Origin of the sequence: uncultured Alistipes sp., assembly GCF_949296715.1 — a bacterium.
Taxonomy (GTDB): domain Bacteria; phylum Bacteroidota; class Bacteroidia; order Bacteroidales; family Rikenellaceae; genus Alistipes.
In genome coordinates this window covers 1-12884 of sequence record NZ_CASFQD010000037.1, presented here as the reverse complement: position 1 = coordinate 12884, position 12884 = coordinate 1, and the positions used below count along the sequence as shown (strand labels likewise).

13 protein-coding genes and 1 rRNA gene are annotated in these 12884 nt (G+C 58.3%); 9 read left to right on the top strand and 5 right to left on the bottom strand.

The features are described from left to right. Positions 1–85 precede the first annotated feature (85 nt). Complete coding sequence (locus Q1Y33_RS05445) at positions 86–808, bottom strand: MBL fold metallo-hydrolase (protein ID WP_300798752.1); 723 nt, start codon at positions 806–808, stop codon at positions 86–88. A 196-nt stretch (positions 809–1004) separates the two neighbouring features. Between Q1Y33_RS05445 and Q1Y33_RS05440 the strand changes: the two genes are divergently transcribed. Continuing rightward, positions 1005–1955 (top strand): hypothetical protein, encoded by a 951-nt coding sequence (locus Q1Y33_RS05440; protein ID WP_300798729.1) that lies wholly within the window; start codon positions 1005–1007, stop codon positions 1953–1955. Between the two features lie 332 nt (positions 1956–2287). On the opposite strand, the gene Q1Y33_RS05435 is transcribed toward Q1Y33_RS05440, so the two are convergent. The 3 genes from Q1Y33_RS05435 to rpmI all read right to left on the bottom strand — a co-directional run bounded on the left by Q1Y33_RS05435 (position 2288) and on the right by rpmI (position 4371). Further along, positions 2288–3571 carry an MFS transporter gene (locus Q1Y33_RS05435; protein ID WP_300798728.1) on the bottom strand — a complete coding sequence of 428 codons (1284 nt, stop codon included), beginning with the start codon at positions 3569–3571 and terminating at the stop codon, positions 2288–2290. Positions 3572–3736: 165 nt separating this feature from the next. Continuing rightward, positions 3737–4081, bottom strand: a complete 345-nt coding sequence (gene rplT / locus Q1Y33_RS05430) for a 50S ribosomal protein L20 (protein ID WP_295906966.1) — start codon at positions 4079–4081, stop codon at positions 3737–3739. Between the two features lie 95 nt (positions 4082–4176). Beyond that, entirely contained in the window at positions 4177–4371 is a 195-nt protein-coding gene (rpmI, locus tag Q1Y33_RS05425; RefSeq protein WP_019150987.1) for a 50S ribosomal protein L35, read from the bottom strand. 118 nt (positions 4372–4489) lie between these two features. Between rpmI and Q1Y33_RS05420 the strand changes: the two genes are divergently transcribed. From Q1Y33_RS05420 to Q1Y33_RS05390, 7 genes are all read left to right on the top strand, one after another. Then, the gene (locus Q1Y33_RS05420; RefSeq protein WP_300798727.1) at positions 4490–5263 is read left to right on the top strand and encodes a hypothetical protein; all 774 of its coding nucleotides are present in this window, start codon (positions 4490–4492) and stop codon (positions 5261–5263) included. A gap of 44 nt (positions 5264–5307) precedes the next feature. Then, positions 5308–6045, top strand: a complete 738-nt coding sequence (locus tag Q1Y33_RS05415) for a hypothetical protein (RefSeq protein WP_300798726.1) — start codon at positions 5308–5310, stop codon at positions 6043–6045. 36 nt (positions 6046–6081) lie between these two features. Beyond that, positions 6082–6747 carry an MgtC/SapB family protein gene (locus tag Q1Y33_RS05410; protein WP_300798725.1) on the top strand — a complete coding sequence of 222 codons (666 nt, stop codon included), beginning with the start codon at positions 6082–6084 and terminating at the stop codon, positions 6745–6747. 761 nt (positions 6748–7508) lie between these two features. Continuing rightward, entirely contained in the window at positions 7509–7658 is a 150-nt protein-coding gene (locus Q1Y33_RS05405; RefSeq protein ID WP_300798724.1) for a hypothetical protein, read from the top strand. A 26-nt stretch (positions 7659–7684) separates the two neighbouring features. Next, the gene (locus tag Q1Y33_RS05400) at positions 7685–9031 is read left to right on the top strand and encodes a hypothetical protein (RefSeq protein WP_300798723.1); all 1347 of its coding nucleotides are present in this window, start codon (positions 7685–7687) and stop codon (positions 9029–9031) included. 552 nt (positions 9032–9583) lie between these two features. Continuing rightward, entirely contained in the window at positions 9584–9724 is a 141-nt protein-coding gene (locus tag Q1Y33_RS05395; RefSeq protein ID WP_300798722.1) for a hypothetical protein, read from the top strand. Between the two features lie 25 nt (positions 9725–9749). After that, on the top strand, positions 9750–11075 hold the full coding sequence (locus Q1Y33_RS05390) for a hypothetical protein (RefSeq protein ID WP_300798721.1): 1326 nt from the start codon (positions 9750–9752) through the stop codon (positions 11073–11075). A gap of 360 nt (positions 11076–11435) precedes the next feature. Here Q1Y33_RS05390 and Q1Y33_RS05385 read toward each other — a convergent pair whose 3' ends face one another. Further along, positions 11436–12026: a YiiX/YebB-like N1pC/P60 family cysteine hydrolase gene (locus tag Q1Y33_RS05385; protein ID WP_300798751.1), complete on the bottom strand. Its 591-nt coding sequence runs from the start codon at positions 12024–12026 to the stop codon at positions 11436–11438. A gap of 724 nt (positions 12027–12750) precedes the next feature. On the opposite strand from Q1Y33_RS05385, the gene Q1Y33_RS05380 reads away from it, so the two are divergent. Further along, a 16S ribosomal RNA gene (locus Q1Y33_RS05380) occupies positions 12751–12884 on the top strand; the annotation flags it as partial.

Here is a 12884-nt window from a genome sequence, read left to right as displayed (position 1 = left end):
TTCCGCCGGTTCTCCCAGGGCTCTCCCGTTTTCTCTCAGGCGGTCCTCCCGAGTTTCCTCCCCGGTCCCTCTCCGGCCTCCGGGGCTACTCCATCGGGCGGATACGCACCTCGGTCACACCCTCCAACTCGGCAGCCAGACGGTCGATGTCGGTCTTCTCGTCCACCTCGCCGTAGTGGTAGGGGTAGAAGATGGCCGGGCGGAACGCCTTGACCGCCTCCACGGCCTGGTCTACGGTCATCGTGTAGGGCTGGTTCACCGGCAGGAAGGCTACGTCGATGTTCTTCAGCGCCTTCATCTCGGGCGTCGGCTCCGTGTCTCCGGCGATGTAGATGCGCGAGCCGCCGATGGTGAGGACGTAGCCGCAGTCCTCGCGCTCGCGCGGGTGGAACTGCAGGTGTCCCGGCGTCGTGTTGCACGCCACGACGGCCTCGACCTTCACGTAGGGGCGCGGCGCGGCGACGTTGCCCGGACGCATCGTGTAGCAGTTCATCTCGAAAGCCTCGGCCGACGTGCGGTCGCAGAGCACTTCGGTATCCGACGTCAGCAGCGCCTCGACCGCTGCCCGGTCGAGGTGGTCGTAGTGGGAGTGGGTGATGAGCACCACGTCGGCCTTGGGCAGCGATGCGTAGTCGGCATATCCGCTCACGGGATCGACATAGATGTACTTGCCGTCCACCGTGATGGCGAGCGAGGCGTGCTTGAAGAAGGTCAGGGTGATCTGCGAGCCGTCGCGCAGCGTCAGCACGTCGGAGGGATATTCCGGGGCGGGTTTGCGGCCGCACCCGAAGAGCGATAATATCGACATAAGGTACAGAAGTTTGAGTCTCATGTTCCGTGAAACATGTTTATTTAAGCACAAGATAACAAAAAAAAGTGAAATATTCGTACCTTTGACGCGGCCATCGGGCCGAAATGCGATTTTTTTTGCAGGCCGTGCAGTAAAATGCGCCTTGCATCGTTTATGTAACGTAATAACCATTCACTTTATCCAATAAAAAGCCATGAAGAAAATTTTGGGAATGTTGCTGCTCGGGGTTGTGGCCCTTACGGGCTGCGTCGACAAGAACGACAGCTACGAGGCGTTGAAACCGTTCCTGCCCGGGTTGAACATCTATCAGAACTGCCAGCTGCAGACGACGCTGGCCCTGCAGCCGGCCAATGTCGGCATGCGCCTGGCGATTCTGCTCGCCGAGGTGGACAAGCAGTCGCAGACAGAGGGCGAGACCCTCGATTTCGGAAGCATCACCTGCGACAACAAGAATGTCAAGGAGCAGCTCTTCGGGACGAGCATCACCATCGCCAGAAGCGGCGCGGAGGGTGACTACAAGGTGACCTTCTCGTCCGACAACCGTGTCTTCGGCTGCTACTTCTCGGGTGCGCTGATCGTCAAGACGGGCAATGTGCCCCTGTCGGAGACCTCGATGATCGCCCCCTGGCGTGTGGAGATGGAGGAGTACGGCGCCGAGGTCGACCAGGGCACCTCCTACCGTCAGGCGATTCTCTACAACGGCGGCGAGACGCTGATTTATGCCAACGGCGACGGCAGCTACACCGTGTCGCTGGCTGCCATGGACATGAACGTCAAGGGTGTGGACATCCATTCCGAGTGGAGCGGCTCGTACCGCCTGCGTCCCGAGGCCAACGGCATTGCCTATTCGGACTGCGCGGGCAAGAACTTTTCCGTTGAGGGGTCGTTCGGCGGCCCGTCGATCTTCTCGCTGACGAGCACCTCGCAGACCATGCAGGCCACGAAGATGAGCCACCAGCTCTCGAACGGCACCTACATGTTCTCCGGACAGGTGCTCGTCGGAACGATTGTCGCCCGCCTGACCGGCTACGGCGACTACAACGCGTCGTACTACGTCAGCCCCGAGGTGAAGGTCACCTGGACGTATAACGAGGAGAGTAACACGCTTTCGCAGAAAATCGAGTACAACGGACAGACCATGTAGGTCTTTCCGGTCGATATGAAATGGCGCCCCGTATGTCGGGGCGCTTTTTTGTGTCATGGCCTTTTCCGGACGACGGCGGAGTGGCGGATGGTGGGGCAGCGATGGGGCAGCGATGGGGCAGCGAAGGGGCGACGATGGGGCAGCGACGGGGCGGCGATGGGATGGCGACGGGATGTGATGGAATGGAGACTGGGTGGAGCCGGGATGGTGATGGGGTGGTGTGACGGTGTGGTAGCGGGGTGTGGCGAGGGTGACGGCGGGGCAGCGTGTGGCGGGCGGCATTTGCGGTCCGCACGGTCGATGCGGAAAAGGGAAGACGGGCCTTTGGCCGGTTACTCTTCGGATACCTCTTCCGGTGAGTCGGTATCCCGGGAAGAGCCGGCAGCCGGCTGCTGCGGATTGCCGGCGGTTCCGCGGCTGTTGTCGAGCCGCATGACCGACGGGATGCAGAAGGCCGCCAGGCCGAGCAGGCAGATGATCGTCCCGGCGACGACGAAGGTGCGCGTGATGCCCACCTCGTCGGCGAGGAATCCCGTGGCGAGCAGGCCGAGGGCCGAGGGCAGCAGCCCGAAGCTGTAGTAGAGCGACATGACGCGCCCCAGCACGCCGGCGTCGATGCGGCTCTGCACGACCGAGACGAACGAGGCGTTGAAGACGCTGCTCGAGATGCCGGCCGCGGCCGTCAGCAGCGTGAAGCAGACGAATCCCGAGGCGGGGAGCAGTCCCGAAACGAGGAACGACAGCCCGACGAGCAGGTACATCAGGTTGATGAGGACGATGCGGCTGACGGGGTACCGGCGGATGCCCATGATGGCGCCGCCCAACAGTGCGCCGCCGCCCCAGACGATCTCGACGAGGCTCATCTCGGCAGCCCCTCCGCCGAAGTGCTGCAACGTCATGAGCGGGAAAAGCACGCCTACGGGCATGATGAAGAACCACACGGCGACGGCCAGCGTGAAGAGCCAGCCCATGCCGGGCGTGGCGTGCATGGCGGCGAACCCCTCGCGGAACTCGCGCCACAGGTCGGGATGCCGGTCGCTCCGCGCGGGGTTGGGGATGCGGATGAAGAGCAGCGCCGTGCAGGCTGCGACGGCTCCCGCGACGTCGAGCAGCAGGATGTTGCCGATCGAGGAGATGTTGAGTAGCAGGGCGCCGAGGGCCGGTCCGGCGATGTCGGAGAACGAGACGATGATCTGGTTGACGCCCGCGATGCGCGTGAGCTCCGATTCGGGGGCGAGCAGCGGCACCGAGGCCTGCATGGCCGGGCGGTGGAAGGCCGAGCCGGCGGAGCGGCAGGCCAGCAGCACGTAGACGTGCCACAGTTCGGCGCGTCCGCTCCAGAAGAGCACGGCGAGCAGCAGCGTGCACGCGGCGATGAAGAGGTCCGCGACGATCATCGTGCGGCGGCGGTCCCAGCGGTCGATGTAGACGCCGACGACCGGTCCGAGGAGCGACTGCGGCAGCATGCCGAAGATTGCCGCCAGGGCCAGCACCTCGGCTGAGCCGGTCTCGAGGCTCATCCAGAAGACCACGGCATAGCCGACGATCGAGCTCGTCAGGATTGAGACGAACTGCCCGCTCCAGATGATGCCGAATGTCCTTTTCCAGTTCTCCATGCCGTCTGTTCCGTGGTTCAACGCTTCCGTTTGCCGTCGGGCCCGGGTCGCTCCGCCGCCTCACCTGTGGCGTTCCCGGTGCGGAAGCGGGGCCCGGCCCGGATGCAAAAATACGAAAAAAAGGCGGACACCGAAGTGTCCGCCGCCGAAATCCTCCGCGGAGGATTATTTAACTTCCTTAACTATTGCCTCGAATGCCTTCGGCTCGTTCATGGCCAGGTCGGCGAGCACCTTGCGGTTCAGGACGATACCCTTGGCGTTGAGTTTGCCGATGAATTGCGAATAGGTCATTCCCTGGGCGCGGACTGCGGCGTTGATACGCGTGATCCACAGCGAACGGAATGTCCGCTTCTTGAGCTGGCGGTGCGCATAGGCGAACTGCAAGCCTTTCTCGACCGTGTTTTTCGCAACGGTCCATACGTTTCCCCTTGAACCAAAGTTACCCTTGGCAAGTTTCAAAACTTTCTTTCTTCTTGCGCGTGACGCAACTACGTTGACTGAACGTGGCATAATGTAAAGTTTTTGAAGAGCTGTCAGCGACGCGGTTCTCCCGCGTTCTTCGGGGCTGTTTCGCTCCGGTTAATACTGTTTCCGCCGGTCGGATGTTACTTGACCAGCAGGTTCTTGATTTTGGCCTCGTCGGCCGCAGAAACGATACCCGAATAGCAGAGGTTGCGCTTCTGTTTCGTCGTCTTTTTGGTCAGGATGTGACTGTGATAAGCGTGCTTGCGCTTGATCTTTCCTGTGCCGGTGAAGGTAAAACGCTTCTTCGCAGCGGCATTGGTTTTCATTTTCGGCATTGTCGTAAACAGTTAATTGGTTAAACTCAGCCTGCAAAGTTACGAAAATATTTGCACGGTGCAAGGAATCCCGGCTTTTTTTCACTATATTTGTCTTGAGAACCAACCTTGTCCGACCATGAAACCGCTCTGCTGCCTGCTTCTGCTGGCGGGACTGCTCTGTGGGGCCCGCACCGCGGCCCGGCCCCCTGCCGTATCCGCCCCCGCGTCGGGACTTCCGGTCGTCGGCGTCGAGCTGCGCGGCGACACGATGATCTACCGCTCGGTGCGGCACGCGCAGCTCTTCGAGGACGGGACGGGCCGCCTTTACCGCCTGCGCCCCGTGCTTGCCGATCCCGTTGCGCTCCACACCGTGAGCATCGAGGCCGGGGCCTACGCCTGGTGCGGACCCGAGTCTCCCTTCTTGACGGAAGAACGGGCGTGGATCGCACCTCCGCCCGAGGCCTTTCCCTCCGAACGCTACTATTACGAGGGCCCGCTGCGCACGAGCGGCGTGTGGGGCCTTGTCTACGGATATCGTGTCTCCCGCCCGATCGAGGTCGGCGTCTCGCTCTCCTATGCGGCCTACTGGCGCGACCTGATGCGCGCTTCGGACCGCAGCGTCGCTTCGCACCAGCGCGAGCACTATGTGACGCTGATGCCCTTCGCCCGTTTCATGTGGCTCAACCGCCGGTCGGTGCAGCTCTATTCGGCCGTGCAGCTGGGCTGTCAGTGGGGGTATAAAAAGTACTACATGGACGGCTACAGCGGTTTCACCTACCTCACCGGGCAGTTCACCCCGTTCGGAATCCGTGTCGGGCGGCGCCTGTTTGGGTATGTCGAGTGGGGCATCGGGGCCCGCGGTCTCTTTGTGGGCGGTATCGGATACAGTTTCGGAAACTTCAAAAAATGACGGTTATGCATTGCGCACGACTCTTTCACGGCTTTTGGGCCGGTATGATGCTTCTGCTGTTGGCCGGGAGCGCCTGTACGATCGAAGAGGGGGACGAAGTGCCCCGGAGAACCGGGACGGAACATGGCATCTACAGCTGGGTGAGCGGTCTCGATGCCGAGGCGGTCGGGACGCTGCGCGTGGCGGCGGGTTTCGACGAGTGGCTGCGGCAGACGACCAGCGAAGGGCGCGAGGAGGTTTGCACCCGCTTTTTTTCGTGGGCCCGGGTCTATGACGAGGGCGAAAACCACTGGTCGTTGCAGGGCTCGGGGCTTCGTTATGACTTCGAGCTCCGCGACGGACTGGGCCTCGGCGAGCCGGGCGCTTCGTGGCTGGTGACCGAACGTGTCAACGGCGCGCTCCGCTCGACATCCACCCTCGCTGCGGCGGACGACGGGGAGCTGCGTTGCGACATCTCCGCTGCTTATTGGAATACCTATATATTATATGATGCCGCCTGGTCGGTCCGTATGACCGTCTCGAAGGAGGTATTCGACCTCTCGGCGTCCGGCAGTGCGGAGATGCGCCTCGAGTCGGAGCAGGGTGGTATCTGGACGGTCGGTTACGAACTGACCGACCCGCTGGTCTGGAGCGAGCATGCCGGAGAGACGGTCCGCAAGGGTGCCTATGCCTTCCGGGCCGCCTATGCGGGTGCGACGGAGCGCCTGCTGGAGTTCCGTGTCGTGCAGTCCGCCCTGGGGCGTGTGACGATCACGAGCGGCGACGTTACGGAGGTGTGGTAACGGCGGTGCGGTACTGTTTTTGATTCCCGGATTTGGATGATGGAGTGGAATTTCATATTGCGCCTGTGTGTGGCCGGGCTCTGCGGCACGGTCATCGGTCTCGACCGTGAATACCGCGTCAAGGATGCGGGATTCCGCACGCACTTTCTCGTGGCGCTGGGCAGCGCCCTGATGATGATCGTCTCGCAGTACGGCTTCGCCGAGGTGCTCACGCAGCCCGGCGTGGGGCTCGACCCGAGCCGGATTGCGGCGCAGGTCGTCAGCGGCATCGGTTTCATCGGCGCCGGTACGATCATCATCCACCGCCAGCTCGTGCGGGGACTGACCACGGCGGCGAGCCTCTGGGCCACGGCCGGAATCGGTCTGACGGCCGGGGCCGGGATGTACCTCGTCGCGGGGGTGGCCACGGCGCTGACGCTCTTCGGTCTGGAGGTGTTGACGCTGGTTTTCGGCGGCCTGGGAGGCCGGCGCACGATGCTGGTCTTCTCGGCTGCGCGCCGCGGGGTGATCGACGAAATGTTCAATGCGCTGAAAACGAGTGAATATACGGTGATCTCCTACGAAGTCGAGGCACAGCGCTCCGGTGCGGAGGTCATCTACCGGGCCACGCTGGTGATCCGCGCCAAGGGCGGCGCCGACGAGGAGCGGTATATCGCCCTGCTGCGCGAGCATCCCAACATTACGGTCGAACGGATCGTCTGAATCCTGCGGTCTCCTGCCGCCGCGCGCATCCCTTCCCGGCGCAGGGCCGGAAACTGCTCCCGGCTTCATCTCTTTTGGCTCCATTCTTCCCGGTCCCGTCTTTTTGGGTCCCATTTCTCTTGACTTGATCCCTTCCGGTTTTGGCCCTCCTGTCCGAAGCCTGGATGCGGGAGCGGCCGGGAAACAGGAAGAGCGGAGCGGTGAATGAAGGAAGAGAAAAGGACGAAGAATTTTTTTTCAAAAATCGATTGCTTGGATAATTGTCTGTAAATCTTTTTATTGGTTGCTTTTTGCGGCGGGATTTCATCTCCCGTCGCAATTTTTTTGCTCCGGACGGTGTGCTTCGTGGCATTGTAGCATGGTATTTGCTTGTGATGCGGTGCAACGATCGGTGAGTCTCGGTCTCCCTCTCCGGTTATCGGTTTTTCGGGAGACTTGCGTCTCGACCCTGTTTGTTATGCAGATGGATAGGAACCTTCTTTTGCCGTTCCGGAGGCGGCTGCCTGCCTGCAGCGATCCCGGAACCCGCCGCGGGGCGAAGCGCCGTGCAAACCGCTTTCCGATGGAAGCCGGGCGCGGCATTCGGCCTGCAGCGGCGTTTGTGCCGGCCGTCTCCGTACCGGAGTTCCGGATGCGGCCGTCGGAAGGAGCTCCTGCCGCGGGGGCGTGCGGCCGCTCGGCCGCTCGGCCGGGGCCGGTTTCGCCGGATCGTGCGTAAACGGAAACTGGACAACTTTTAATTCTTATTGGAAACTATGTTTATGAAAAGCACCCGAGCCTATGTGGCTCCCGATGTCGAGATTCTCGACGTGACCGTTGAAGCCGGATTCGCCGTGTCGAACGAAACCGGCGCCAACACGAACAACTTTGGTACGGACAGCACCTACGATCAGGAAGGAGAATGGCAGTAAAATCGAAATCAGAAACTTGTACGATCATGAAAACATTGACGATACTTTCTTCAGCAGCCCTTGCGGCGTTGCTGTTTGTCGGCTGTTCCTCGGACGGCGATACGGAAAATGCAACACCCGCCGGTGAGGTGAAGACCTATACGGAGCTGGGGGCCGTGCTCCCCGCAACGCGCACCTCGCTCGACGGTACGTCGGTCGTCTGGTCCGCCAGCGACCAGATTTCGGTCTGGAGCGACGTGACGACCTCGCCGGTGACCTTCTCGCTGGCGAGCGGTGAGGGTACGGCCAGTGCGACCTTCACGGTGCCGGCCGGTGCCGGTGTCAAGGGCACCTCCTCGTCGATCTACAAGGCCGTCTACCCGGCCAACGTCAACGGCAATATCGAAATCCCGCAGCTTCAGAGCTGGAACGACTACGCCAATTTCGGCAACAACGTGAATCCGATGGTCGCCGTGGGCACCGATCTGTCGAACATGCAGTTCAAGAACGTCTGCGGCATCGTGGTCGTGAAGGTGCAGGCCGATGCGACGGGTACCATACTGAACGGCATCACGCTGGCGTCGAATTCGCTCAAGCCGCTGGCCGGCACGGGCCGGCTGACCTTCTCCGGCACGAACGACCCGACGATCACCTGGCAGACGGCAGCCACCTCCGTGACGCTGCAGTGCGGCGAGGAGATTTCGACGACGGCACAGGAGTACTACATCGTGGTTCCGGCGGGCAGCTATCCCGATCTGTCGCTCACGCTCTCCTACAAGACCGGTTCGAACCCCACGCAGACCTATACGAAGACCCGCAGCTCGTCGGTGACTGTGCAGGCCGGAAACATCACCTACATCGGTGCCAACATCTCGCTGACGACCACCGTCTACCAGGTCGGTGACCTCTATCCGAACTCGGATTCTCCCGAAGGCGTGGTCTTTGCCGTTTCGGACAACGGCACGTCGGGATATGTCGTGGCGCTGAACGACACGGCGGCCGCCGGTACGCAGTGGGGGCCCACGGACTACAGTTCGATCATCAACGGTCTGGCCAATGCGAACGGCCAGCTGAACCAGCAGGCTGTGGTCAACGCGGGTGCGCTTTCGAGCTATCCGGCCTTCCAGGCCTGCTACGACCTGACGCCCAACGGAACGTGGTACCTGCCCTCCTCGACGGAGATGTCGACGCTGGTGAACAGCTATTCGAATATCCGCAATGCCCTTTCGACGGCCGGTACGCAGATGGAGGCCGACGGTTACTGGTGTTCGAACGTGACGGGCTTCCGCAACGTGATCTACTATTACAATTCCAATACGGGAGCCGTTGCGACGGTCGCTCCTGCACAGCAGAGTACGGTCAGCAACGCCGTGCGCGCCATCATGCAGTTCTGATCTGAATTGTAAACTACAAGGCGATCCTGTGCGGACCGCACCCGAGGGTGCGGTCCGTTTTTTTTATGCCTGTCCCTGCCGCAGGGCTCTGGTATTCAGGACTGACCGGCAGGCTTCTGCCGTTGCATCATCTTTGGGGGACTCGTATTTTCAGGCTCTTTGCCGCATTTTGTCAATATGGCCGCTCTCTGCACGGCTTCCTGCTGCGGCTCTCTGCACGGTTCCCTGTTGCGGTCGGACAAGGCTTCTTGTCTGGCCCTTTTCCGTTGCTTTTTGGAACTTTGCGACTGCATCGGTTGTTTTCTTCGAAAATATGAACCGTTTGTGCTGTCGCTTGTGTCGGTGTTTTACAATTTTTTAATAAAATGATATTGTCCCATATGGCGCTTTTACTGGTCGATAGACCGCATTTATTGTCTTTCTGACCCATTTTGTTGAAAAAAAGGATGATTTCGTCGGTTTTTGTTTGGTTAATTGGAAAGTAAGGCTTACCTTTGCCACGTCATACGAATATGTAAGTAGAACAACTTAAATTAATAATCAACTATGTTTATGAAAACCGCACGGGCTTATGTAGCCCCCGAAATCGAGATTCTCGATGTGACCGTAGAGGCAGGTTTCGCTGTATCCTATGAAACCGGAGCGAAGACCGAAGACTTCGGTTATGCTGATGAAGATGGTGAGTGGAACTAATACTAAATGTAAAAATTGTAATTCCATGAAAAAATTACTTATGTTTTCTTCAGCCGCTCTTGCAGCATTGCTGTTTGTCGGCTGCTCTTCGGACAAGACGGACAACGTTACACCCGCTGGCGAGGTGAAAACCTATACGGAACTCGGTGCCGGTCTGCCGTCGACGCGTACTACCCTGAACGGCACGTCGGTGGTTTGGTCCGAAGGAGACGAGATTTCGGTATGGAGTGATGTGACGACCTCGCCGGTGACTTTCTCGCTGACCGACGGCGCCGGTACGTCGAATGCAACCTTTACGGTTCCGCAGGGTGCCGGTGTGAAGGGTACGGCTTCGTCGATCTACAAGGCCGTTTATCCTGCAAATTCCAATGGCAATATTGTGCTGCCTCAGAACCAGAACTGGAACGATTATGCCAACTTCAGCAACAACGTTAACCCGATGGTTGCTGTTGGTACCGATCTTTCGAACATGCAGTTCAAGAATGTCTGCGGTGTTATCGTTGTTAAGGTGAGTGCCGATGCTACGGGTACCATTCTGAATGGCATTACGTTGTCCAATGCTTCGCTGAAACCGCTGGCCGGTACGGGAAGTCTTACTTTCTCGGGTACGAGCGATCCGACGATCACCTGGCAGACGGCGTACACATCCGTGACGTTGCAGTGCGGTGAGCAGATTTCGACGACGGCTCAGGATTACTATATCGTTGTTCCTGCCGGCAGCTATCCCGATCTGACGCTTACGCTCTCCTATAAGACGGGTTCTAACCCCACGCAGACCTATACCAAGACCCGTAATACTTCCGTAACGGTTCAGGCTGGAATGATTACCACTGTAGGTGCCAACTTCGCCCTTACGACGACGGTCTACAAGGTCGGTGATCTCTATCCCAATGCAGATGCTGCTGAAGGTGTTGTATATGCCGTATCAGATGGTGGCACGTCGGGTTATGTTGTTGATTTGGATGACGCATCGGCAGGCACGACTTGGGGCCCGACCGATTCGGATGATATTATCGCCGGTCTTGGCAATGCCGATGGTTCTCTGAACATGAGCGCTGTCTTGACGAGTGGTCAGATTGCTTCCTATCCTGCATTCCAGGTATGTAACGCACTTGGTAATGGATGGTATCTTCCCTCTTCCACCGAAATGAATACGTTGGTCAATGCATATTCTAACATTAAGAATGCTCTGACTGCTAATGGTACACGTATGTCGGGTACGTATTGGTGCTCGAATGTGGTTGGTGTAGATAACTGGATCTACACTTGCAATACCAGCATGGGCTCTCTTACTGCAGTAGAACCTGCTTTACAAGGTAGCAACAAGGTTCGTGCCATCATGCAGTTCTAATTGAAACTACAAGGCGATTCTACGGCGAACCGCACCGAAAGGTGCGGTTCGTTTTTTTGCGGCTGTAGGTAAACTGTGCAATGGCAGTATAGGTCCTGTCCCGGCATGGCCTGCTGGGAGCACTTTTGTGAAAGCCTCTTTCGTTTGATGGGGGCGCCCTTGATCGGCGCTCGTTTTGTGTCTGCCGTGCCGGGCCCTTGTACGGCCGGCTTCAGGCTTTGGATGGCTCTGTCTGTTCCCGTACCGATTTTGGCATTATTACCCAAATAATAAGGGCACCGGACCTGTATCCGATGCCCTTGCTTTGTCGACGGTTGCCGCGTGCGAACAGGTGAATAGCAGTATTGGCGCCCGGTAATATCAGAACCAGCGCCCGATCTCCCGCAGCTGCGGATCACGGGCCATCTCGTTCGGATTGGTGCCCGGCACCCCTTCGGGGATTGGTTCACCCAATTTCTCGAAGAGCTCGACCCAGTAACAGGGCATTGTGCCGTCGGCAGCCCGGAAGTTCATCGGCCGGGCGGGAAATACCGTGCTGCCGTCCTCACGGCGGAAACTCTCCCAAACCAGCTCGCTGCAGTAGAGCCGTCCGTTGTCCGGACGAAACGAGTAGTCGTAGGGTAGTCCGATGCAGCTGCGGGCCCGGAGTACGGACGTAGCCAGCCCGCTCGTGTCGCGCAGCCGCATCGCTACGACCAGGGGCTGGTTCTCCTTATCCCCCGCGTCGGCAAGAAAACGCTCCAGCGGTACAATGCGGACCCCGCCTGTGGTTGCCTCGAGTACGGAGTCCGCACCCGGCGCACAGACGGCAATCCCGACATGCGTATAGTTCAAAGCCTCCGCATGCCCCGTGGCTGCGGTAATCGCACCCGCCATCTCTGTCTGTTTGCCCGCCTGAAACAACAAGTCGCCCGTTTGCAGTGCGGGCTCTCTGCGGCTGCATGAAGCCATTGCCGCAAGCATACCTATATATAGCAAAGGTCGTCTCATTTCATGTCTCCTTTTGGTGCCTCAAAGATATTAAAAATATTTCATAACTAACTTGCTGGTTGTGAAGTGGCTGTGAATTTGCAGTGAAAATTGTCGAAAAAAAGTCCTTGAAATATTTGGAAGTGTCCCGAAAAAGCTCTTATCTTTGCACCCGCTTCGAGAGAGAAACACCTCCTGAAGCGGCAAAAACAGGTTCTGAAAAATTTTGAAAAATCTTTAAGAAAAGATTTGCAGATTCGGAAAAGGTCCTTACCTTTGCACCCGCTTCGGTTGAAAGACCGGCGCGAGCGATACAAAAAAGGTTCTGACAAAATTCTGAAAAATCTTCGAAAAAAGATTTGGAACTTCGGAAATAAGTTCTTACCTTTGCAACCCGAATCGACCGCAAGGCCGATGAGAAAAAAGGTTCTGAAAATTTCAGAAAAAATCTTTCAAAAAGATTTGGTGGTTCAAAAAATAACACTTACCTTTGCACCACTTTCCGCTGAAAACCAGCGGGCAGAACTCCGGGCAAAAGCCGAAAGGTCGAGCCCGACAAAAAGTAAAGAATTGTTCTTTATAGCAATATATCGAACGGCGTTCTTTGAAGTATTTGAGCAGCTAAAGTTTTCCCACTCTCGCAAGAGAGTGATTTCAAACAATACCTTTGAGATTTGAGCTAAAGATTTATAACAAAACATTTTATACAATGGAGAGTTTGATCCTGGCTCAGGATGAACGCTAGCGGCAGGCTTAACACATGCAAGTCGAGGGGCAGCGAGATCAAAGCTTGCTTTGGTTGTCGGCGACCGGCGCACGGGTGCGTAACGCGTATGCAAC

What these genes read in the sequence shown, in the direction of transcription:
- rplT (WP_295906966.1), bottom strand. Translation starts at nt 4,081, where the DNA reads ATGCCACGTTCAGTCAACGTAGTTGCGTCACGCGCAAGAAGAAAGAAA.
- Q1Y33_RS05385 (WP_300798751.1), bottom strand. Translation starts at nt 12,026, where the DNA reads ATGGCTTCATGCAGCCGCAGAGAGCCCGCACTGCAAACGGGCGACTTG.
- rpmI (WP_019150987.1), bottom strand. Translation starts at nt 4,371, where the DNA reads ATGCCGAAAATGAAAACCAATGCCGCTGCGAAGAAGCGTTTTACCTTC.
- Q1Y33_RS05400 (WP_300798723.1), top strand. Translation starts at nt 7,685, where the DNA reads ATGAAAACATTGACGATACTTTCTTCAGCAGCCCTTGCGGCGTTGCTG.
- Q1Y33_RS05410 (WP_300798725.1), top strand. Translation starts at nt 6,082, where the DNA reads ATGATGGAGTGGAATTTCATATTGCGCCTGTGTGTGGCCGGGCTCTGC.
- Q1Y33_RS05390 (WP_300798721.1), top strand. Translation starts at nt 9,750, where the DNA reads ATGAAAAAATTACTTATGTTTTCTTCAGCCGCTCTTGCAGCATTGCTG.
- Q1Y33_RS05395 (WP_300798722.1), top strand. Translation starts at nt 9,584, where the DNA reads ATGAAAACCGCACGGGCTTATGTAGCCCCCGAAATCGAGATTCTCGAT.
- Q1Y33_RS05415 (WP_300798726.1), top strand. Translation starts at nt 5,308, where the DNA reads ATGATGCTTCTGCTGTTGGCCGGGAGCGCCTGTACGATCGAAGAGGGG.
- Q1Y33_RS05420 (WP_300798727.1), top strand. Translation starts at nt 4,490, where the DNA reads ATGAAACCGCTCTGCTGCCTGCTTCTGCTGGCGGGACTGCTCTGTGGG.
- Q1Y33_RS05435 (WP_300798728.1), bottom strand. Translation starts at nt 3,571, where the DNA reads ATGGAGAACTGGAAAAGGACATTCGGCATCATCTGGAGCGGGCAGTTC.
- Q1Y33_RS05445 (WP_300798752.1), bottom strand. Translation starts at nt 808, where the DNA reads ATGTCGATATTATCGCTCTTCGGGTGCGGCCGCAAACCCGCCCCGGAA.
- Q1Y33_RS05405 (WP_300798724.1), top strand. Translation starts at nt 7,509, where the DNA reads ATGAAAAGCACCCGAGCCTATGTGGCTCCCGATGTCGAGATTCTCGAC.
- Q1Y33_RS05440 (WP_300798729.1), top strand. Translation starts at nt 1,005, where the DNA reads ATGAAGAAAATTTTGGGAATGTTGCTGCTCGGGGTTGTGGCCCTTACG.